Source organism: Corynebacterium lehmanniae, assembly GCF_043161975.1.
GTDB classification, from domain to species: Bacteria; Actinomycetota; Actinomycetes; order Mycobacteriales; family Mycobacteriaceae; genus Corynebacterium; species Corynebacterium lehmanniae.
Genome location: NZ_CP170998.1, coordinates 1,501,774 through 1,523,089, shown reverse-complemented (window position 1 = coordinate 1,523,089; position 21,316 = coordinate 1,501,774). Strand labels below are relative to the sequence as shown.

The 21,316-nt window shown below is 68.0% G+C and carries 16 protein-coding genes and 1 tRNA gene; 13 read left to right on the top strand and 4 right to left on the bottom strand.

Annotated elements, in window-relative coordinates:
• The first annotated feature begins 8 nt into the window (after positions 1–8).
• The 5 genes from ACF3NP_RS07315 to ACF3NP_RS07295 are packed head-to-tail and all read left to right on the top strand — an operon-like array spanning position 9 to position 10,346.
• Complete coding sequence (locus tag ACF3NP_RS07315; RefSeq protein WP_392398577.1) at positions 9–3,131, top strand: PD-(D/E)XK nuclease family protein; 3,123 nt, start codon at positions 9–11, stop codon at positions 3,129–3,131.
• A complete protein-coding gene (locus tag ACF3NP_RS07310) occupies positions 3,124–6,435 on the top strand; it encodes an ATP-dependent helicase (protein WP_392398576.1) in 3,312 nt (1,103 codons plus the stop codon). The genes ACF3NP_RS07315 and ACF3NP_RS07310 overlap by 8 nt, the downstream gene beginning before the upstream one ends.
• Positions 6,432–7,508, top strand: a complete 1,077-nt coding sequence (locus tag ACF3NP_RS07305) for a potassium channel family protein (protein ID WP_181889968.1) — start codon at positions 6,432–6,434, stop codon at positions 7,506–7,508. Before ACF3NP_RS07310 ends, ACF3NP_RS07305 begins: the two co-directional genes overlap by 4 nt.
• A gap of 4 nt (positions 7,509–7,512) precedes the next feature.
• A complete protein-coding gene (locus ACF3NP_RS07300; protein WP_239356804.1) occupies positions 7,513–8,307 on the top strand; it encodes an NAD(+) diphosphatase in 795 nt (264 codons plus the stop codon).
• The gene (locus tag ACF3NP_RS07295) at positions 8,298–10,346 is read left to right on the top strand and encodes an ATP-dependent DNA helicase UvrD2 (RefSeq protein WP_392398575.1); all 2,049 of its coding nucleotides are present in this window, start codon (positions 8,298–8,300) and stop codon (positions 10,344–10,346) included. Before ACF3NP_RS07300 ends, ACF3NP_RS07295 begins: the two co-directional genes overlap by 10 nt.
• A gap of 8 nt (positions 10,347–10,354) precedes the next feature.
• Here the strand turns inward: ACF3NP_RS07295 and ACF3NP_RS07290 are convergent, their stop codons facing one another.
• Positions 10,355–11,185: a hypothetical protein gene (locus ACF3NP_RS07290; RefSeq protein ID WP_392398574.1), complete on the bottom strand. Its 831-nt coding sequence runs from the start codon at positions 11,183–11,185 to the stop codon at positions 10,355–10,357.
• 42 nt (positions 11,186–11,227) lie between these two features.
• Between ACF3NP_RS07290 and ACF3NP_RS07285 the strand changes: the two genes are divergently transcribed.
• Entirely contained in the window at positions 11,228–11,746 is a 519-nt protein-coding gene (locus tag ACF3NP_RS07285) for a M48 family metallopeptidase (RefSeq protein WP_239356801.1), read from the top strand.
• Here ACF3NP_RS07285 and ACF3NP_RS07280 read toward each other — a convergent pair.
• Complete coding sequence (locus ACF3NP_RS07280) at positions 11,743–13,176, bottom strand: zinc-dependent metalloprotease (protein WP_392398573.1); 1,434 nt, start codon at positions 13,174–13,176, stop codon at positions 11,743–11,745. The genes ACF3NP_RS07285 and ACF3NP_RS07280 overlap by 4 nt on opposite strands.
• Before the next feature lie 101 nt (positions 13,177–13,277).
• Between ACF3NP_RS07280 and ACF3NP_RS07275 the strand changes: the two genes are divergently transcribed.
• Positions 13,278–14,351 (top strand): YlbL family protein, encoded by a 1,074-nt coding sequence (locus tag ACF3NP_RS07275; protein ID WP_392398572.1) that lies wholly within the window; start codon positions 13,278–13,280, stop codon positions 14,349–14,351.
• Here ACF3NP_RS07275 and ACF3NP_RS07270 read toward each other — a convergent pair whose 3' ends face one another.
• Together ACF3NP_RS07270 and ACF3NP_RS07265 are read right to left on the bottom strand one after the other, a co-directional pair.
• Positions 14,352–15,065 carry a hypothetical protein gene (locus ACF3NP_RS07270; RefSeq protein WP_392398571.1) on the bottom strand — a complete coding sequence of 238 codons (714 nt, stop codon included), beginning with the start codon at positions 15,063–15,065 and terminating at the stop codon, positions 14,352–14,354.
• A 1-nt stretch (position 15,066) separates the two neighbouring features.
• A complete protein-coding gene (locus tag ACF3NP_RS07265) occupies positions 15,067–15,555 on the bottom strand; it encodes a PPA1309 family protein (protein ID WP_311389834.1) in 489 nt (162 codons plus the stop codon).
• Positions 15,556–15,727: 172 nt separating this feature from the next.
• Here ACF3NP_RS07265 and ACF3NP_RS07260 point away from each other — a divergent pair, with 172 nt between their 5' ends.
• The 6 genes from ACF3NP_RS07260 (at position 15,728) to ACF3NP_RS07235 (ending at position 21,291) form a co-directional block, all read left to right on the top strand.
• A complete protein-coding gene (locus ACF3NP_RS07260) occupies positions 15,728–18,634 on the top strand; it encodes a UPF0182 family protein (RefSeq protein WP_392398570.1) in 2,907 nt (968 codons plus the stop codon).
• Positions 18,635–18,793: 159 nt separating this feature from the next.
• A tRNA-Met gene (locus ACF3NP_RS07255) sits at positions 18,794–18,867 on the top strand.
• Between the two features lie 289 nt (positions 18,868–19,156).
• Positions 19,157–19,270: a helix-turn-helix domain-containing protein gene (locus tag ACF3NP_RS07250; RefSeq protein ID WP_392398569.1), complete on the top strand. Its 114-nt coding sequence runs from the start codon at positions 19,157–19,159 to the stop codon at positions 19,268–19,270.
• A gap of 172 nt (positions 19,271–19,442) precedes the next feature.
• Entirely contained in the window at positions 19,443–20,465 is a 1,023-nt protein-coding gene (locus tag ACF3NP_RS07245) for a DUF4192 domain-containing protein (RefSeq protein ID WP_392398568.1), read from the top strand.
• Between the two features lie 160 nt (positions 20,466–20,625).
• Positions 20,626–20,769 (top strand): hypothetical protein, encoded by a 144-nt coding sequence (locus ACF3NP_RS07240; RefSeq protein WP_005291046.1) that lies wholly within the window; start codon positions 20,626–20,628, stop codon positions 20,767–20,769.
• A 90-nt stretch (positions 20,770–20,859) separates the two neighbouring features.
• Positions 20,860–21,291 carry a single-stranded DNA-binding protein gene (locus ACF3NP_RS07235; RefSeq protein WP_392398567.1) on the top strand — a complete coding sequence of 144 codons (432 nt, stop codon included), beginning with the start codon at positions 20,860–20,862 and terminating at the stop codon, positions 21,289–21,291.
• The last annotated feature ends 25 nt before the right edge of the window (positions 21,292–21,316 follow it).

Sequence of the window (21,316 nt, the reverse complement as noted above, 5' to 3'; positions counted from 1 at the left end):
TCAACGGCATGACTTCCACCAGACCCTCTCCCGTGCCCCCGGCCGCACTCGAGCCGAAGGCCTACCTCGTGCCACGCACACGACCGGACACGCGGCGCGAATGGCCGGTTGAGCTGCCCCAGCAAGGCCTGTACAAGGTCACCGGTGAGCCGGGTTCCGGGGTGTCGAGCTTCCTGCTGGACACCGCCGCGGCCGCGATGCGCAGGCACGCGGGCAGCGAGGCGGAACACGGTCCGGGCGGGGTACTGGTGCTTACCGATTCGAAGGAGACCGGCGCGAGGCTGCGCGCGGAGCTGGCGGACACGCTGGCCGCTTCCGGGTTTGTCTCCGACGAACCGGTGGTGCGCTCCGTGCACTCGCTCGCGTTCGCGCTGGTGCGACAGCAGATGGACGAGGAGCTGCGGTTGATCTCCGGCGCGGAGCAGGACGCGGTGATCCGCCAGCTGCTGCAGGGCCACGCCGAAGACGGCGGCGGCACCTGGCCCGCGGAGCTGCGCCCGGCGCTTCCCATGGTCGGTTTTGCGCGGCAGTTGAGGGACTTTCTGCTGCGCGCCATTGAGCGCGGCCTGGGCCCGGAGGACCTGGTGGAGCTGGGCCAGCGCCACGGCATTGGCATCTGGTCCGCCTCGGGCGACTTCTTGCGGGAGTACCAGCAGGTGATGGCGCTGTCCGGCGCGCACCGCCTCTCGGCGTCGGAGCTGATTGCGGCCGCCTTGGAGGTGGAGCTGCCGCGCACGTGGCACACCGTGATTGTGGACGACGCGCAGCACCTGGCGCCGGCATCCGCGGCGCTGGTGCAACGGCTGCTGGAGCAGGCGGACCTCGGCGTCGTCGGCGGGGATCTGGAGCAGTCCGTGTTCCACTTCCGCGGCGCCTCCCCGGCGTTTTTCAAGGACCTCGGCGGATTGGAGCACGAGGTGATCGACCTCGGCGCCACCCGCAGGACGCCTGTGCGGTCCGCCGCGATCGCAGATTCCAGCGCGGCCGAGCTGTCGCTCGTGGCGGACACGCTTCGCCGCGCCCACCTGGAGGAGGGCGTGGCCTACCGCGACATGGCGGTGGTGGTGCGCTCCACGCCGCTGCTTGAGCCGATGCGGCGCGCGCTGCTGCGCGCCGGGGTGCCGGTTTCGCTCAACCCCACCGACCTGGTGCTGGGGGAGCAGCGCATTGTGTCGGCCCTGCTGCTCGGAGTGCGCGCGCTGTACGAGGAACTTTCGGCCACCGAGTGGCGCGACCTGCTGCTCAGCCCGGTCGGCGGCGCAGACCCGGTGACGCTGCGCAGGCTGCTGCGCGGCCTGCGCCGCTGGTCGCCGGAGACCCGCGCGGAGGAAAGCCTGCGCGAGCTTTTGGCCACCCCGACCGCGCTCCCGGACTTCGGCACCGTGCTCACGGACCGCGAGCTGGACATCCTGCACCGAGTGCGCGACGTGCTCGACGCCGGGCGCAGCGCGCTTGCAGGCGGCGGCACGGTGGAGGAAGTGCTGTGGGCGCTCTGGCACGCCACGGGGCTGTCCAACCGGCTGCTGGCGTCCGCGCTGCGCGGCGGCGCCACCGGCTCGCAGGCGGACCGGGACCTCGACGCCGTGATGGCGCTGTTCGACGCGGCCGGCGACCACACGGAGCGCAGGCCAAGCGCAGGCATCGAATCCTTCGTCGCGTCCATCACCGAGCAGGAGCTGCCCACCGGCGTGCGCGACCGCCGCAACGCCACCCCGGACGCCGCAGCTCTGCTCACCGCCCACGGCGCGGTGGGCCGCGAATTCCGCCGCGTTGTCGTGGCGGGCGTGCAGGAACTGACGTGGCCGAGCCTGGGGGAGACCGGGTCGCTGTTCCGCCAGGAAGATCTGGTGGACCTCATCGACAAGGACGTCGACCCAGGCGTGCCCGTCTCTCACATCAACGAACGGCTGGTGGAGGAGCGCCGCCTGTTCACGGTGGCGACCAGCCGCGCCACGGAGCAGCTGTTGGTCACCGCCGTAGAAAGCGACGACGGCGAGGAAGTGGAGCAGCGCTCGCGTTTCGTGGAGGAGTTCTGCCGCGACTTCAAGGTGCAGCCGCGCGAGGTGCGCATCGCGGGCACGTCTGTTGACGCCGCCCGGATCGTCGGCCAGGGCGCGGGCGCTGCTGCTGGGGCCGAGGGCGACAGCGCGGTGGTGCGCGTGCTCGCGCACGACGACCTGATCGCCGAGTTCCGCCGCGCGCTGACAGACCCTGCATCCACAGAGGCACAGCGCAGCCAGGCGTCCCGCCAACTCGCGCGGTTGGCAGCCGCCGGCGTGTTGGGCGCGGACCCGGAGCAGTGGTGGACGACCACGGAGCCGTCCACAAGCGAACCGCTCGACGTCTCGCCGGCGCTTTCGCCGTCGCGGGTGGAGAAGCTGCTCGCATGCCCCATGCAGGCGGTGCTGGAACGGATGTCCGGCCTGGATGAATCGCTAGACATGATCTACGGCGCCATGGCGCACGCCTATTTCGAAGCGCTGGGCAACGGCATGGACGATGCCGAGGCGCTGGATGCGACCGTGGCGGCGCGCCGGGCCGCGGATAACGCCCCGGAATGGAAGGTCGAGCGCGACATCGCGGACTTTCGGGCCATGCTCGAGCGCACCCACGGCTGGCTGCAGGCCAGCCGCGGGGCGTTTGAGCAGGTCGCGGTGGAAGCGGACGTGAACGTCCAGGTCAGTGACAATGTGCGCATCCGCGGCAGGCTGGACCGCCTCGAGCGCGACAGCAGCGGCGCGGTGCACATTGTGGACCTGAAAACGAGCGCGTACCCGCCGACCGTGGACGCCACCGCGGACAACCCCCAACTGGCCACCTACCAGCTGGCGCTGGCGCACGGCGAGTTCGACGGCGGCAAGGTCGTCACCGCGCGCGACGGCGCGAAGGCGCTTTCGGTGGGCGGGGCGGTGCTGGTGTACCCGAACGCCAACAAGACCACGCTGAGCACCCGCGAGCAGGCGGCGAAAACCGGCGAAGAGCTGGACGCGCTCGCCGCCGCACTCGACGGGCTGCCCGAGGAAACCGCAGGACCGACGTTGCTCGCCGTGGTCGGCCCGCAGTGCGACCGCTGCGCTGTGCGAGCGCTGTGCCCAGTCCAGCCGGAAGGAGCGACGATCCACCATGTCTAACCCCACCCCGATGTCTCCCGTGCTGCTGTCGCGCTACCTGGGCCAGCAGTACCCGCCGACAGACCAGCAAGCCGACGTGATCGGCGCGGAGCCAGGCCCGCTGCTGGTGGTCGCCGGCGCTGGTGCCGGCAAAACCGAAACCATGGCCGCGCGCGTGGTGTGGCTGGTGGCCAACGGCTACGCCCGGCCAGATGAGGTGTTGGGCCTGACGTTTACCCGCAAGGCCGCCCAGGAGATGGGCAAGCGCATCCGGGACCGGCTGGGCTCGCTCGCGGCCAACACCGACCTGGTGCGCCGCCTGGACCCGTCCGGCGAGCTGGCGAAAAATCTCGAGGTGATCGCGCCTTCGGTGTCCACCTACGACTCATACGCCGGCGAGCTGATCCGCGAATACGGCCTTTTGGTGCCGGTGGAGCCGGACGCCCGGCTGATCACCGACGCGGAGCTGCACGCCATCGCCACCGACGTGGTGGTCAACTACTCCGGTGGGCTGATCACGGAGTTGGGCTCCAACCCGTCGCTGTCCACCGTGGTGGAGGACCTGCTCGCGCTCACCACCGCAATGGGCAACGAGCTGGCCTCGCCCGAGTGGGTGCGCGAGCACGCGCACGACTTCCTCGCAGAAACCGAGTCGTACCCCATGGCCCCGCGCGCCCGCGTGGAGTTCACCAAGGTGCTCACCAACTGGCGCTCCAAGCAGGAAATGCGCGTGAACATGCTGCCGCTGGTGGAGGAGCTGGCGGCGGAGCTGCGCCGCCGCGGCGTGGTCACCTTCAACGAGCAGATGTCCGTGGCAGCAAAGCTGGCGCGCGACCACAAGACGGTGGGGGCATCGCAGCGCTCCCGCTACCGCGTGGTCATGCTGGACGAGTACCAGGACACCTCGCACGCGCAGCGCGTGCTGTTGCGCAGCCTGTTCGGCGAGGGCGCGGACCCGTCGCTGACCGTGACCGCAGTGGGCGACCCGATGCAGGCGATCTACGGCTGGCGCGGCGCGACCGCCGCCAACCTGGCCGCGTTCGTGGAGGATTTCCCGTCGCCGGCAGGCGCGGCGCCGAAGAAGCAGCTGACCACCTCCTGGCGCAACCCGCCTGAGGTGCTGGACCTGGCCAACGGCGTTTCCGACGCGGTGCTGGGCACCGCCGAGGACAGGGCGGTGGCCGCGTTGCAGGCACGGCCGGCCGCGGATGCGGGTGATGTGACCCTGGGGTTCTTTTCGGACCAGGACGCGGAAATCGCCTACGTGGCAGACGCGCTCGCACAGGAATACCGGGCGGCGGCGCAGGAAGGACGCGCGCTTTCCGCGGCCGCGCTGGTGCGCAAGAACCGCCACTCGCCAGTGCTCGCGGCGGCGCTGGAGGAGCGTGGGGTGCCCTACGAAATCGTGGGCCTTGCAGGGCTTCTCGACGTCCCGGAGGTCGCCGACACCGTCGCCATCGCCACGATGCTGGTGCGCCCAGACGACACCGCCGCCGCGCTGCGCGTCCTTGGCGGACCCGCCGTGGGCCTGGGCCTGGCGGACCTGCAGGCGCTGGCGTCGCGCGCGAACAACCTGCACGGCTCGGGCGTTGACACCCAGCCTCAGACCGCCCCGGCGGACTCGGCGGAACACCTGCACGCCCAGTTGGAGGAGCTCGTGGCCCGCGCCGCAGAGATCTCCGCCAGCTCCGACAAGCCCGAAGGGCTCACGGACGCCCTGGCGGACCTGGGCGAGCCGGAGCGCTACAGCGAGGAAGGCCTTGCGCGCATGCGGGACACCGCGGCGAAGCTGCGCTGGCTGCGTACCCACAGCCTGGGCAAGCGGCTAAGCGACCTGTTCGCCGACATCATCCACGTCTTCGGCATCCGCACCGAAGTGCTCGCCCGCGGCTCCGCCACGGGTGCGGTGCACCTGGACCGCCTGCTCGAGGAGGTCGCCGCGTACCCGGGCGCGAGCCTGGACGGGCTGCTGCACTTCTTCGAGCTCGCCCGCAGCTTCGAGGACGGCTTGGCCCCGGGATCGGTGGCGGTGAAGGAGGACCGGGTGCAGATCCTCACCGCGCACAAGGCCAAGGGCCTGGAGTGGGACACCGTGGCGGTGCTGCACGCGGACGCGGCGACGTACAAATCCAAGACGGAAACCTTCCTCACCTTCCCGCGCTTCCTGCCGCCGGAAACGTTCGGCGACCCGGATGTCTACCCGGTCTTCGCGGACGTGGAGAACCGCTCGGACTTTGAGAAGGCCGGCAAAGCCTGGCTCAAAGAGGTCGCCGGGGATCTGGCCGAGGAGGCCGCCCGGCTGTTCTACGTGGCGGTGACCCGTTCCGGGAAGAAACTCATCGTCACCGGCTCGCGCCGCCGCGAGAGTGTTAAGCGCGAGGCGGAGCCCTACGAGCACTTCGCCGCCATGCGCGAGCGGGTGCCGGAGGAATGCGTGGTGGTGTGGGACGACGGCACCGCGCCCGAGGCAGACACAGAAGAAACCAAGCAGGAGACGGCCGCGCCGGAATCCGGCCGCTGGCCTCACTACGCGCCCACGCCGCGCGACATTGCGGCCGCCCAAGCGGTCCGCGCCGCCATGGATACGCTGCCGGACTACGCCGGCGGCGAGCTGTTCTCGCTCTGGGAGCGCGACGCCACAGCCTTGATTGAGGAGCACGGCGCCGCCCAGGCCGCGGACGTGCCGGTGGTCATGCCGGGCGAGCTCACCGCCTCCGACGTGGTGGCGCTGAAGGCAGACCCGGAGCAGTTCGCCCGCCGCGCCCGCCGCCCCGTGCCGTTCAAGCCGAACACCTACGCCAAGCGCGGCACCGCGTTCCACGAGTGGCTGGAGCAGTTCTACGGAGCGCGCCCACTGTTGACAGAAGACGAGCTGCCGGGCAACGACGAGGCAGAAGTGGACCGCGCCGTCCTGGAGCGGCTGAAGCGCAACTTCGAGGCCAGCGAGTGGGCCGGGCGCACGCCCGAGTACGTCGAGCACCCCTTCGAGCTGGCACTGGGCGATTCGGTAGTGCGCGGGCGCATGGACGCCGTCTTCGCCGCCGACGACGGCTGGGTCGTGGTGGACTGGAAGACTGGCGAAAAGCCAGGCCGCGACGCGATGGAATCGGCCCAGCTGCAGCTTTCGGTCTACCGCGAGGCGTGGCGCCGGATCGCACGTGACGGCAAGCCGGTGCGGGCGGTATTTTTCTACGTGCGCACGGGCGAGACGTTCGCGCCGCGCGCCTTGCCGGATCTTGACCAGCTCGAGACAATGCTCGGAGGCGCGGGCACCGGCACGCCCGGCGAAGACATTGCACTAGAAAGCGAGGAGCGGCAGGGATGAAGCTTCGGAGCCTGTTGTCGCTGCGCGCAGACGCGACCAACCTCACCGAGATCCCGGTGCACAGCTTGCTGGACGTTGTGAACATCCCCACGGCGGCGCGCGCCACCCCGTGGTCGCTGATCGCGCGCCGCTTCTTCTACGCGTTGCTGCTCATCGTCGCCGTCGCGTTCGTGGCGTACTTGGACAGGGACGGCTACTCCGAACCTTTGACGTTCATCGACGCGCTGTATTACTCCGCGGTGACGCTGTCCACCACGGGCTACGGCGACATCACGCCGGTGACGCAGTCCGCCCGCCTGATTAACATTTTTCTGATCACCCCGGCCCGCGTGGCCTTCCTGATGCTCCTGGTCGGCACCACCTTGTCGGTGCTCACGGAGGATTCCCGCAAGACACTCCAGATCCAACAGTGGAGGAATAGCGTGCGTAACCACACTATTGTCATCGGCTACGGCACCAAGGGCCGTTCCGCAATCGACGCCCTGATCGCCGGCGGCGCGTCGCCGTCCTCGATCGTGGTCATCGACCCGGACCCGGCCGCACTCACCGTCGCCGAGAAGCGCGGGCTGATCACCGTCCACGGCAACGGCACCAAGTCGGACGTGCTGCGCGTGGCCGCCATCAGCCGCGCGCGGTCTGTGATCGTGGCGCCGTCGTCGGACGACACCGCCGTGCTGATCACTCTGTCGGTGCGCGAGATGGCGCCGAGCGCGATGATCGTGGCCAGCGTGCGCGAAGGCGAGAACCAGCACTTGCTCATGCAGTCCGGTGCGGACTCGGTGATCGTCTCCTCCGAAACCGCGGGCCGCCTGCTCGGCATCGCCACCGTGACCCCGCCGGTGGTGGAGATGATGGAAGACCTGCTCAGCCCGGACGAGGGCTTCGCGGTTGCGGAGCGCCCGATCGCGGACGACGAGGTCGGCGCGAACCCCCGCCACCTCGCCGACATCGTGCTGGGCGTGGTGCGCTCCGGCGAGCTCTACCGCATCGATTCCCCCGAGGCGGAGACGGTCGAGCCGGGCGATCGCCTGCTGTACGTGCGCATGAACGGCGCGATCACCAACCGGGATTAACCGGATGCTGTTGCTCATCGATGCTGCCGGGCGCTTCCCACTCGGTACCGACGGGGAGCCAAAGCTTTTCGACGCACCTCCGGCCGCCACCGAAATCACCTCCCGCGTGCACGTGACCCGCGAGGTCACCGCGGCCCGGGTGCACGGCGTCGACGCGGCAGACCTCGCCGGGCCAGGCGGGGCTACCGGGGACGCGCGCACTCACGCCTGCCACCCGCTGGCGGCACGGGCGGTCGGTTTAGTCAACGCCCGCGAGCGCACCCGTTTCGACCCGGCGGACGGTTCCGAGGTGCGCTGGGGCGACGGCGGCATCGTTGCCCGCGGCGCCACCGGCCGGCCAATCTTCCCGCGGCTGGACCCGTGCGTGATCGGCCTGGTGGAGGACCCGAAAGGCGAGCGGATCCTGCTGGTGGAAAACGCCCGCCGCCCCGGCTACCTCACCCTGGTGGCAGGCTACGTGGATGTCGGCGAGACCCTCGAAGCCGCGTTCGCCCGCGAGGTGTGGGAGGAAACCGGTCGGCGCGTAACCGGCGTGCGCTACCTGCGCTCCCAGCCGTGGCCACTCTCGGGCGCGCTCATGCTCGGCATGGCGGCGCGCACGGCGGACGTCAATGCGCAAGCGCCCACCGACGGCGAGCTGACACGCACCGTGTGGGCCAGCCGCGACGAACTGGACTCTCTCACGCTCGCGGTGGAGGGCACCATCGCCCGCGCGCTCATCGACGACTGGGCGGCCACACGGCCGACACCGCCGACACCGCAGACACCCAACCCGGAAGGAGCACACCCATGGCGATAGACCTCAGCGTGCTGGATGAGGACCAGCGTGTGGCGGCGGAAGCGCCGCGCGGGCCGGTGTGCATCCTCGCCGGCGCGGGCACGGGTAAAACCCGCACGATCACCTACCGCATCGCCAACCTGATCGACCGCGGCCAGGTCGCCCCGAACCGTGTGCTGGCGGTGACGTTTACCAAGCGCGCCGCCGGCGAGATGCGCGACCGCTTGACCGCGATGGGCATCGGCGGGGTGCAGGCGCGCACGTTCCACTCCGCGGCGATGCGCCAGCTGCAGTACTTCTGGCCCCAGATCGCGGGTGATCTGCCGTGGCGGGTGCTGGACAACAAGTTCCCGATCGTCGCCCGCGCCACCCGCGCCGCAGGCCTGGACACGGGCAAGGAAATGGTGCGCGACTTGCTCAGTGAGATCGAGTGGGCGAAGTCATCGGTCATCGGCCCGGAGGACTACGTGCAGCGCATCGCCGACTCCCCGCGCACCCCTCCGGCGGACGCGCAGAAGGTCGCGCAGGTCTACCGCTTCTACGAGGAGGCGAAGACCAGCCCGGAGGGCATGCTGATCGATTACGACGACCTGCTCATCCACGTCGCCGGGGCCCTGGAGAACGCGCCGGCGGTGGCGGAGGAGTTCCGCGCGCAGTACCAGTCGTTCGTTGTGGACGAGTACCAGGACGTCACCCCCTTGCAACAGCGCGTGCTGGAGGCCTGGCTGGGCACCCGCGACGACCTGACGGTGGTCGGCGACGCCAACCAGACCATTTACTCGTTTACCGGCGCGACCCCGGATTACCTGTTGAACTTTTCGCGCACGTACGAGCACGCGACCGTGGTGAAGCTGCAGCGTGACTACCGCTCGACGGTGGAGATCACGGACCTGGCCAACACCGTCATCGGCAAGGCCAGCGGCCGCATCGCCGGCACCCGTCTGGAGCTGCAGGGCATGCGCGGCCACGGCCCGGCACCTGAGTTCAACGGCTATGACGACGAGCCCGCGGAGGCCCGCGCGGTGGCGCAGAAGGTGCGCAAGCTGCTGAACGACGGCGTCCCTGCCCGCGAAATCGCCATCTTGTACCGCATCAACGCCCAGTCCGCCGCGTTTGAAGCCGCGCTGGCGGACGAGGGGATTGTCTACCAGGTCCGCGGCGGCGAGGGGTTTTTCCAGCGCGCGGAGATCCGCGAGGCGTTCGCGCAGCTGTTGCGCGCCTCCAAGCGCACGGACCTGCCGGACGATCCGGTGCGCATCGCGCGTGCCGCGCTCGCCCCGCTGGGGCTGACGCCGGAGGAACCGGAGGGCGCGAAGGCGCGCGAGCGCTGGCAGTCCCTGAGCGCGCTGGTGGATCTGATCGAGGAGATCGTGCGCACCCGCGAGGCATCCACCATGGCGGAGGTGCTGGGCTCGCTGCGCCGCCGCGCGGAGGCGAAGCAGCCCCCGGCGGTGGACGGGGTGACGCTGGCCAGCCTGCACGCCGCGAAGGGCCTGGAGTGGGACGCGGTGTTCTTGGTCGGCCTGGTGGAAAAGACGCTGCCGATCTCGCACGCGCTGAAAGCCGGCGACGAGCAGATCGAGGAGGAGCGCCGCCTGTTCTATGTCGGTGTCACGCGTGCGCGCGAGCACCTGCACATGTCGTGGTCGCTGGCGCGCCAGGAGGGCGGGCACAAAAGCCGCACCCGCTCGCGCTTCTTGGACGGGCTGGTGCCGGAGCTGGAGGTGGAAAAATCTCCGCAGCGGCTCAAGCGCGCGAAGCGCTGCCGGGTGTGCGGCAACCAGCTAGGCACGCCCGCGGAAAAGTCCCTGGGTCGCCACGAGGAGTGTGAGCCGAACTTCGACGAGGCCGTCTACGCCGCGCTGAAGCGCTGGCGGCTCGACGTCTCGCGCGCCGCCGGCCAGCCGGCGTTCGTCGTGTTCACCGATGCCACACTGATGTCGATTGCGGAGGCCATGCCTGCAGACGAGCGCGAGCTGCTCGGCGTCTCCGGCGTGGGCCCGGTGAAGGTGGACAACTACGGCGCCGGCGTGCTCGAGGTGCTGGAGCAGTTCCGCTAGAAGCACCCCTAAAAACACATTGCGCAGTCCGGGTGCGGCGGCAGCGTCGCGGTGGACACCGGTTCGGGCGCGAACGGGTCCACCACGGTGAGCTGACCGGCGTCCGGCTTTGGCGCGGAGACCCCGGGCGGGTCCGGCACGCCCGCCAAACGCCGCAGGGACATCGCGGCGAAGGCAGCGCCTGCCGCGGCGGCGATGGGCTCGCCCTGCACGCTCAGCGGCGCGCGCTGCTCCACCACGGGCCAGTTCGGGTCCCGGTCCAGAAGGTAGAGGCGCACGCACAACGGGCAGGGGCCAGGGCGTGCGCACACCGGGCCTACCACCACGCGCGCGTCCACCTGCGTCACCGGCAGCACCGGGCCTTGGCGCTGCCGGGTGAGCGCGGCGAGCTCGCCGAGCAGGGCAGTGGTGTTCACCGCCGCCACGGGCACCCACGTGTCGCCGCGAAGGAGGAACTTCGACAGCGCCTCGTTGCGCGCTTGCGTGCGCACGTCCAGACCGCACTCGCGAAGCCTGGCGGTCACCGCCGCGGCCAAACGCCCGTGGCCGACCAGCAGCACCTCGGGTTTCACAGCCGGCACGAGCACCCGGTAGCTGAGCAGGTCGTCCACCAAGCTGCGCGCGGCCTCGGCGCCGATGAGCTCGGCGAGTTGCTCCAGCACCCAGCCCAGCCGCCGCGGCCGCATGAGCACCCCCAGAAGTGCAACGACGTCCTTGGCGTTGTCGGTGGTCACTAACCCAGTTCGTGTGGCGTCGGTGCCGAATTGCATGACGTTGTCTGCGCGCAGAAACGGGTGCGCGCCCTGGGCGAGTTTCACCCGTGAGTTGTTGTTGATCATCCCTGCATCCACCCCCGATGCGGGATCCTACAATGCATTGCCATGGCTGGCAGGCAAACGCAGAACAATTCAACGCCGTACCGCGTGATCCGCTCGGCGCGCAGGACGCGCTCGGTGCAGGCGCGGATCGTCGGCGGGGTGGCGGAGATTCGCATCCCCGCGCACTTCACTGACGCACAGGAGCGCGAGGCGGTAACCGAGATGCTGGCCAAGCTCGAGCGCAAAACAAAGGCGCGCCCGCTTGACGACGATTCCCTGCGCACGCGCGCCGATTCCCTGAACACGCACGTCCTGGACGGCCAGGCGCGCATCGGCTCGATCAGGTGGGTGTCCAACCAGCGCTCCCGGTGGGGCTCCTGCACGGTTGCCACCGGCGACATCCGCATCAGCGACCGGTTACAGCAGGTGCCGGACTACGTGCTGGACGCGGTGATCGTGCACGAGCTGACGCACACGTTCATCCCCAACCACAGCGCTAAATTCTACGAGTGGGCGGACAAGGTGCCGTACGCGGAGCGCGCACGCGGCTACCTGGAGGCCTACCAGCGCTTTGGTGCCTAGAGCTCGGTGCCGTCCTCGCGGCCGTCGTCCTTACCGTCGCCGTCCTCGCGCTTGAGCTCCGGGTTGTCGCGCAGCTCCTGCTCGAGCTTGGCAAATTCGTCGTCGAAATCGGTGTCGGGCTGATCATCGAGAAGCGTGTCAATGAAGGCCGCCGGGTTGTCCAGGTGCTCCGCGGACGGCATAAAGTCCGGGTGGTTCCACACCTGGTCGCGGCGCTCGGTGCCCACGGCGGTGTCGATTCGGCGCCACAGCTCGGCGGCATCGCGGGTGCGCGGGGCGCCCAGCTCGATGCCCACGATGTTGGCGAAGGCCTGCTCGGCGGACCCGCCGGTGGCGCGGCGGCGCGCCCACGCCTCGGCCAGCTGCGGGGTGGACGGGATGCGCTCGCCGAGCGCCTCGGCGACTACCACGTCGACCCAGCCTTCCACCAGTGCGATCAGCGTCTCTAGGCGGGAGGTGGCGCCGGCGTTGCGGGTGCCCACGCGCGGGGAGAGGTCCTCGCCCTGCAGGTTCTGCAGCGCCTCCTGGATCTGCTGCGGGTCGCCGCCTTCCAGGTTCAAGTTGCGGGCGACTTCCTCGATGTGGGAGGTGTCGATCTCAAGACCTGCGGCGTACTCCTCCACGGAGGAGACGATGCGCTCCACCAGCCACGGCACGTGGCGGAACAGGCGCTGGCGGGCGGCCTCGCGGGCGGCGATGTAGACCATCACTTCCTGGCCGGCCAGGTCCAGACCCTTGGAAATCTCGGTGATGTTTTTCGGCAGCACCGCGGCGGTGCCGGCGGGGGCGACGGGAAGGCCGAAGTCGGTGCCAGTCAGTGCCTGCTGCGCCAGATCGCCTAGCGCGTGGCCGAGCTTCATGCCGAACTGCATGGCGTTCATCTGGTTCATCATCCCGGCCATCGGGCCCATCATCTCCCGGGCCTGCTCCGGCATGGAATCCAGCTGGGCGCGGTTCATGTGCTCGGCTACCGGGTTCACCAGCCGCTTCCACATCGGCATGGTCTGGTTCAGCCACTGCTCAGCGTTCCAGGCCTCAGCCTTAGCGCCGCTGGCGGGCAGGTCCGTGGCCTCGTCCAGCCACAGTTCCACTAAGCGCAGGGATTCCTCCGCCGCGCGGGTGTCCGCATCGGAGACCGGGTTGGCGCCCGCGACGCGCTGGCGCGCCATGCGCGCGGCCAGCTCGAAGTTCACCGCGTCGCCCGCGCCCTGGGCGTTCATGGACGAGCCCATGCCGGAGAGCATCTGGCCCAGCTGGTTAAACACATCGCCTAAGCCGCCCCCGCCGGGCTGGCCCCCGCCGAAGCCGAACGCGGCAAACGGGTTGTTCGCGTCGCCGCGGCCGTTTCCGTCGCCGCCCCGATTGTTGCCGTCGTTTTCGCCGTCATCGTTCGAGTCGTTAGGAAAGGAAAAGCCGAATCCGTTAGTCATGCCAGCCAGAATACAGTCAGCCCGCGAGTGCATGGGTTCGCTGAGAGCCAGCAACGGTCCAGCACCAGTGTTTCACGCGTCCTGCGCTAGAATCTGCGCCCATGTCCAAAGCGCGTGAAGCACGGAACCGGCGGTGGTCGACCCTGGTCTGGGGGTCCATCCCCGTCGTGCTGCTGGCAGGTGCACTGACCGCGGACCACATCCCGGGCACCGACATCCGCCTGACTGTGCCGTACGCGGCGGAAGGGCCGGGGCCCACCTTTGACACGCTCGGCGAGGTCGGTGGCGAGCCCGTCGTTGACATCGAGGGCGCGGAAACGCTGGATACCGGCGGCAAGCTGAACATGACCACCGTGTCGGTGCGCACGAATATGACGCTCGGCCAGGCGTTGGGGCGCTGGATCGCCACCGACGACACGATCGTGCCGGTGGAGCAGATCATGCCGCCGGACTTGGATGAGGACCAGGTACGCGAGGTCAACCAGCAGGCGTTTGTCGCCTCCGAAGCATCTGCGACGGTGGCGGCCATGCACTACTTGCACCGCCCCACCACGGTGGTGGTGCACGACGTGATGGAAGGCAGCGCCTCCGAGGGGCTCCTGCAGCCCGAGGACCTCATTACCGCTATCGCAGGCGAGAAGGTGGAAACACCGCAGGAAGTCCAGGACGCAGTGCGCGCCAAGACCCCCGGCGAGACGATCGAGATCACCGTCGAACGCGACGGCAACGAGCGCACCGAGACCGTGGAGCTGGGGGAGAACCCGCACGAGAAGGGCCAGCCCATGCTGGGCATCCTCATGACCTCCGAGCCGGCCGGCGGCATCAGCGTGAACTACAACCTCAACGACATCGGCGGGCCGAGCGCGGGCATGATGTTCTCGCTCGCCGTCATCGACAAGCTCACCCCGGGCGCGCTCAACGGCGGCAAGTTTGTCGCGGGCACCGGCACGATCAACGAGGACGGCCAGGTCGGCCCCATCGGCGGCATCACCCACAAGATCCGCGCGGCCGAAGATGACGGCGCCGAGCTGTTCTTGGCGCCCGCCGGCAACTGCGACGCCGTGAAACGCGTGGGCACCGAGCACATGACGGTGGCGAAGGTGGACAACCTCGCCGACGCCGTCCAAGCGATGGAGGATTTCGCCGCGGGCCGCGACGTGCCCACCTGCGAGTAGCTACTGCTTGGCCAACCCCAAGTCGTAGATGCGCTGGCGCGGATCCTCCTGGTCGGTGGAGATCAGCTGCTGCATCACCTGACCGGCCTCGTTGTCCACCACGGTGATGATCGCGGAGGTGCCGAGTGTGGACCAGCCCACCACGCGGTCGCCGTTGTCTTCCACCACGCGCGAGGAGCGCAGCTCGGTGAGAAGCTGCGTCGTCGAGGCGGCCTTGGAGTCGGAGTCGAAGAACTGGAACTGGCCGACGCCCTCGCCGGAGCAGTCGAAGGAACCGCTCAAACCGCCCGCCGCGCAGTCGTCGAACTGGTCGAAGAACTCTTCCGGGGCCAATGTGGAGAAGCGCTCGCGCACTTCCGCCAGCGCGTCAGCTTCCTGCTTCTTCCCGCTTGTCGACGTCGCATCCGCCGTGCCCGCAGCAGTCTTCTTCGACGACGATTTCGTGGACGCGGCAGTTGTGGAAGACGACACCGAGCTGGACGCAGTCTCGCTTCGCGTCGACGTCACCGTTGCAGTGTCAGTCTCGGCGCTCGCGCCGGTTTCGGGGCCGGTCTGCTCCGGCTCGCTCGGCGGCGTTTCCGTGGAGGTGATCTCTGGCGCGCGGGTATCGGGATCCTCGGAGTCGGAATCGTTGGAGCACGCCGTTAGCGTGAGCGCTGCGACGGTGGCAGCGGCGATGAGGGAAACGGAGCGGGAAGTAGACACAACCGACATCCTAAACCAGCTCGTCCGGGTCCTGCTCAAGGCCGTAGCGCAGCGCCGCCACAACGCCCGGGGCCACGCCGGGCCCGCCGCGCAGCTCGATGTCGTCCTGCGCGAACGCGCCGCGCTCCTCAAGCTCCTGATCGGTCAGACGCAGCTGCAACAGCGTCTGCTCAATGTCTTCTTCGCGCAGCACGCCGGAGAACAGGCGCGCCGGGCGCGGCTCGGCGTCCTCGCCGGCGGAGGCGTCCTTGAACACGATCTCCTGCGCCAGGATCACGCCTTGGACCTCGCGCGGCCAGGCGATGCGGGAGACGTACTCGCCCAGTTCCTCGGAGCCGGGCAGGATGTGCTCTGGGAGGTCTTGGACCACCAGTGTTAGCGGGGAAGAGTCGTCGAGGTGGCCCAGCTCGTCGACAAGCAACTGCGTTGGTACCAGGCCGAACAAGGTTGGGGGAGCGTCCCACCCCTCCGCGTGGACGAACTCGACGGCCTCCATCATGGCCTTATTTAATGCTTGCTGTTCGCGCACGGGAACCCTCCGGGCAAGTTTGACGTTGGATTATTTAAGCTTGAAGCTTAACTGCGTTGCACACACTAATTCCTAAGGAGCAGGCTTGGCTACCCGCCTCAATCGGCCACAACCACGCGCCAAGAAACCGAATACGGGGTTGATGACCACCATCGGTGTCTTGGCCATCATTCTTTTCCTCTTGCCTATGGCAGTCGGGCTGTACACCGACTTCCTGTGGTTCGGGGAGGTGGACTTTAGAGGCGTGTTCAACCGCGTGATCCTGGTCCGCGTGGTGCTGTTTGTCATCTTCGCCCTGATCGGCGGTGCGATCACCTGGATCGCCGCGCGCCTGGCGTGGCGCGGCAGGCCCCAGGAGCAGGCCGCGCCGTTCGACCAGGCCGCCCAGTACCGCCAGCAGGTGCAGCGGTCCGTTCGCGGCATGCTGGTGTGGGTGCCGGTTGTCGTCGCCATCCTGTCCGGCCTGGCTGGCCAGCGCATGTGGCGCGTGTTCATGCTCTGGTTCAACGGCGGCGAGTTCGGCTCCACCGACGCGCAGTTTGGCAAGGACTTGGGCTTCTACGCGTTTACGCTGCCCGGCATCTCCGCGGTGGTGGACACGCTTTCCATGCTGCTGCTGGTGGCGTTTTTGGTCGCCGCGGTGGGCCACTACCTGCTGGGCGGCATCCGCATCGGCAACAAGGTCTCCGGCATCTCCGGCTTTATTAGCAAGGACGCGCGCATCCAGCTCGCCGTCACCGCTGGCCTGTGGATGCTGCTGAAGGCCGTGAGCTACTGGCTGGAGCGCTACTACCTGCTCTACGGCGAAAACGACATCTTCACCGGTGCCTCCTACACCACCGTCAACGCGATGCTGCCGGCGAAGATCATCCTCACCGTCATCGCCGTGCTGGTCGCGGCGGCGTTCTTCGCCTCCATTGTCTACCGCGACTTCCGCGTGCCGGTGCTGGCCACTGTGCTGATGCTGTTGTCCTCTTTGGTGGTGGGCAACGTGTGGCCGGCGCTGATGGAGCAGTTCTCCGTCAAGCCGAACCGCCAGGCCAAGGAGTACGAGTACATCGGCCGCAACATCGAGGCCACCCGCGAGGCGTACGGGCTTACCGACGACAACGTGACCTACCTGGAGGACTGGGGCGCAGGCAACACCTCCAACTCGGACGTCGCCTCCGACGCGGCCACGATTTCCAACCTGCGACTTCTGGACCCAGAGATCATCTCCCCGACGTTCACCCAGAACCAGCAGCTGCGTAACTTCTACGGATTCCCGGACCAGCTGGCCATGGACCGCTACGACGTGGACGGCGAGCTGCGCGACTACGTGGTCGCCGCCCGCGAGATGGACCCGAACTCGCTGAGTGAGAACCAGCGCGACTGGATTAACCGCCACACCGTGTACACCCACGGCAACGGCTTCATCGCAGCCCAGGCCAACACCGTGGACGAGGCGGCGCAGGACGCCGGCTCCACCCGCGGCGGCCTGCCCATCTTCACGGTGTCCGACCTGCAGTCCAACGCCGCAGCCAAGGCCTCCGAGGACGCAGAAGAGCTGGGCATCAAGGTCGACGAGCCGCGCATCTACTACGGCCCGGTGATCGCCTCCGCCAAGGACGGCCTGGACTACGCCATTGTGGGCGAGACCGGCCAGGGCCCGGTGGAGTACGACACGGACAACTCCACCTACACCTACGACGGCAAGGGCGGCGTGGACATCGGCAACATGTTCAACCGCCTCGCCTACACGGTGAAGTACCAGGAGCTGAACTTCCTGCTGTCCGACCGCGTCGGCGGCGACTCCAAGGTGCTCTACGACCGCGACCCGCGCACCCGCGTGGAGAAGGTCGCCCCGTGGCTGACCACGGACTCCAAGACCTACCCGGCCGTGGTGGACGGCCGCGTGAAGTGGATCGTGGACGGCTACACCACGCTGTCGCAGATGCCGTACTCCACGCGCACCTCCCTGCAGGACACCACCCAGGACGCGCTGAACCCGGACGGCACCACCCAGCGCCTGATCACCGACAACGTCGGCTACATCCGCAACTCCGTCAAGGCCACCGTGGACGCCTACGACGGCTCCGTGGAGCTGTACGCCTTCGACGAATCCGACCCGGTGCTCAAGGCATGGCAGGGCGTGTTCCCGGACACGGTGCGCCCGGCGTCCGACATCTCGGATTCCCTGCGCGAGCACCTGCGCTACCCGGAGGACCTGTTCAAGGTCCAGCGTGACCTGTTGGCGCGTTACCACGTGGATGATCCGGGCGTGTTCTTCAACAACGACGCCTTCTGGTCCGTGCCGAACGACCCGACCGCACCGGAGGGCCGCGGCCAGCTGAACCAGCCGCCGTACTACGTGGTGGCGGCCGACCCGGAGACCGACAAGGCCTCCTTCCAGCTGATCACCCCGTTCCGCGGCCTGAACCGCGAGTTCCTCTCCGCGCACATGGCGGTGGCCTCGGACCCGGAGAACTACGGCCAGATCACGGTACGCGTGCTGCCGACGAACAAGCAGACCCAGGGCCCGAAGCAGGCGCAGGACGCCCTGATGTCCTCCGACCAGGTGGCGCGCGACCGCACCCTGTGGGAGGGCACCAACGACCTGAAGAACGGCAACCTGCTGACCCTGCCGGTTGGCGGCGGCGAGATCCTCTACGTGGAGCCGATCTACTCGCAGCGCAAGGATCAAGCATCGGCCTTCCCGAAGCTGCTGCGCGTGCTGGTGTTCTACCGCGGCCAGGTGGGCTACGCCCCGACGATCTCCCAGGCGCTTGACCAGGTGGGCATCCACTCCTCGGCCGCCCAGGACATCGAGGTTGTGGATGAGAACCAGGACGCCAAGCCGGAGGGTGACAGCCAGGAGGCGACGCCGGAGGGCGAGGCCCAGCCGGAGGAGAACCAGGACGCTCCGCAGGTGAACAAGGACGAGGCGATGAACAACATCAACGACGCCCTGCGAAACCTGGAGAGTGCACGCGACGGCTCCTTCGAGGAGTACGGCCGCGCCCTGGACCAGCTGGACCGCGCCGTGGCCGAGTACCAGCGGGCCCAGTAACGAGGACTAAGCACGGCTCGCGCCAGCGCGCCACTCGATCACAAAAACGATAGCGCCAAACCGCCTTTGAACAGGAGGTTTGGCGCTATTAGTTGGTGTATGTATAGTAATTCCACGTTGCCGGTTACGGCGACAGGCGATAATCACATAAACGCCCGACGCGGGGTGGAGCAGCTCGGTAGCTCGCTGGGCTCATAACCCAGAGGTCGTTGGTTCGAATCCAGCCCCCGCTACTAAGATAAGGCCCCTACCAGTGCAAATGCTGGTAGGGGCCTTCTTCATTTCGCGCTCGGATCGCCATTTGGTGCACTACGTGGTGCACTAGGGTCAAAATCCTGCACCAAACGGAACTGCGACACCCCAACGACGCGGCGCAGGTTTTCGGGGCATTGCTTAGTGATTGCTAGGACGGCAGCAACGAAGGAACGCCACGGGAGCCGGCAGTTCGGGGGAGATCTGCCTATTTATCTCGGGGGTGAGACTGCCGACCCCAAGCCGAAGCTCAGCGACGAGCAGGCGCAAGTGGCTAAAGACCTTATCGAGGGCGGTAAGTCCGTCAGTGCGGTGGCGCGCAACTTCAAAGTTTCACGGCCGACGATCTATCGCGCTCTCAAGCGCATTGACGCCGACGCTTAGGCACAGGTTGCGTCGCTAGCGCCCGCACCCGGCAAGCCGAGCACCAGGCTGCGCTAGCGACGCTCGGCACGCATGGGGCGCTGTACTGCTGGGATACGGCTGCGACCGGCAGAGCCGGACCGAATACGGGATTGACCGTGTACACCCCGTATTCGTGCAAAGGAGCACTGCCATGTCCACCCATTCTCACACGCTTGCATCCCACGGCGAGATTCTCGCGAACCTCCCCGGCATCCTCGGGTTTTACCCGAACAACTCGCTGATCCTCGCGTTCTTCGTCGACGACGAGGGCGTCGACACCGTCCGCCTCGGCCCGGTCGCACGGTTCGACCTGGACGAGGCCGTGGAGAAGCTCACCGAGAGCCGCGAGCGGTTCGCAGCGTGGGTCCACCCCCTCGAACTCGACGCTGTTATCGCGTACATGATCAGCGATGACATTGCACAGCCGATCTTCGACGAGACGGCCACGTACCTCACCAGCGGGGCAGTGCACCTACCGCCGCTGCTCGGAGTGGTGCAGGTGCCCGAGATCGTCACCGGGGCTGCGTGGTGGTCTGTGTATCAGCATCCGCTCATCGACGAGCCGCGCCACGGCGTTGTCGGCGAGGTCGCCGCATCGGCGGCGCTGCAGCAGATGCTTGCAGACACCGGAGAGCTGCCGGAGCCGAGCAAAGACGACATCGAGGCACGGTTGAACAGCACCGATCATGGCATCGACGCCGCAGAGCACGCCGACATCATCGAAGACGCGCTGGCGTATATCCCGCCCATGTTCGCAGACGTGCTGCAGCGTGAGTACGAGCAGGCGGCGGCAGGGATCACCCAGCCGAGCACTCGCGCTGTTCGGTCTGCGCTGAAATGCTTCACCACGCCGCGCTTGCGGGACACGCTGCTTGCAGCGCTGCTCGATGAGCCACAGGCTGGCCTTGCGTTCATAGAGCAGGTCATGCGCGCCGTCCCGACCAGCTGGCCAGGGATGCGCGCCCAGCTCACCGCCACCGTTGCCGTGCTCGCTCACGCCACAGGCCAGCCGGGGTTAGCTGGCGTGGCTGCGCAGCGAGCCACCGAGATCGGGCCAGACGAGAACTTCCCGTCGTTGGTCGCGAAGCTGACCGACATTGGCCAGGGCGAGCGGATGGTCGAGCTTATCCGCGAAGGCGCCGAGAAGACCCGCACCATCTTGTTCACCGAGTAGCACCACCTACCCCGTTGCAGCGATGCAACGGGGTTTCTTTTTCTCGCGGGGCCGTGGCTGGCGACAACAGACACCTCAACGAGGCAGGGGAGCGACCCCTAGACAGCAGAGCTGTCTCCAACAGACGGATTGACCATCAATCCGAACAAGGAGGCACCTGATGCGCGACTTCATCCACACCGACCTGGAACTGCTCTACCAGCTCGCCGACGGCATTGACGGCGAGGACGCCGATCCGGGCGCAGCACAAGAACTGCGCGACCTAGAGGCGGCAGGCACACCGCTGCCCTGGGCAGTGCTGTAACGACAGCTCAACCCCCCGCAGCAGCAAAGCCGCTGCTTAAGTACCCAAATTGCACGGCAATTCACACCCACTCACGTAAGGAGAACCATCATGTCCAACCCCTTCAACAACGGCACCATCGTCGGCAACGCAGCTCGCGCACCGAAGCTGTTCGAGCACGCAAACGGCGGCGCGACGGTGAAACTCAGCGTCTATGCGCGCAACATCTTCAAGAACAAGGCCACCGGCAAGGTGGAAAGCGAGATCGTGGAGCTGACCGGCTACGTCCGGGACGCGAAGAACCCCGGCGTGTTCGGCTGCGTCGGCTCCGGCGATCGCGTTGCGGTGAGCTACTCGCTGAAAACCGACGTCTACACCGACAAGGACGGTGTGAAGCACTACCCGCTGGTCGCCCGTATCGACACCGTGCAGCTGATCGACTCCAAGAAAGAGTCCGCTGCGCGAGCAGCCCGTCGCGGAGGCGAGGCGGCGAACGCCGCCCTGGCTGGCGCTGACGCCGACAACGACGAAGCACCGTTCTAACAACGACACCCCGCAGGGAAACCTG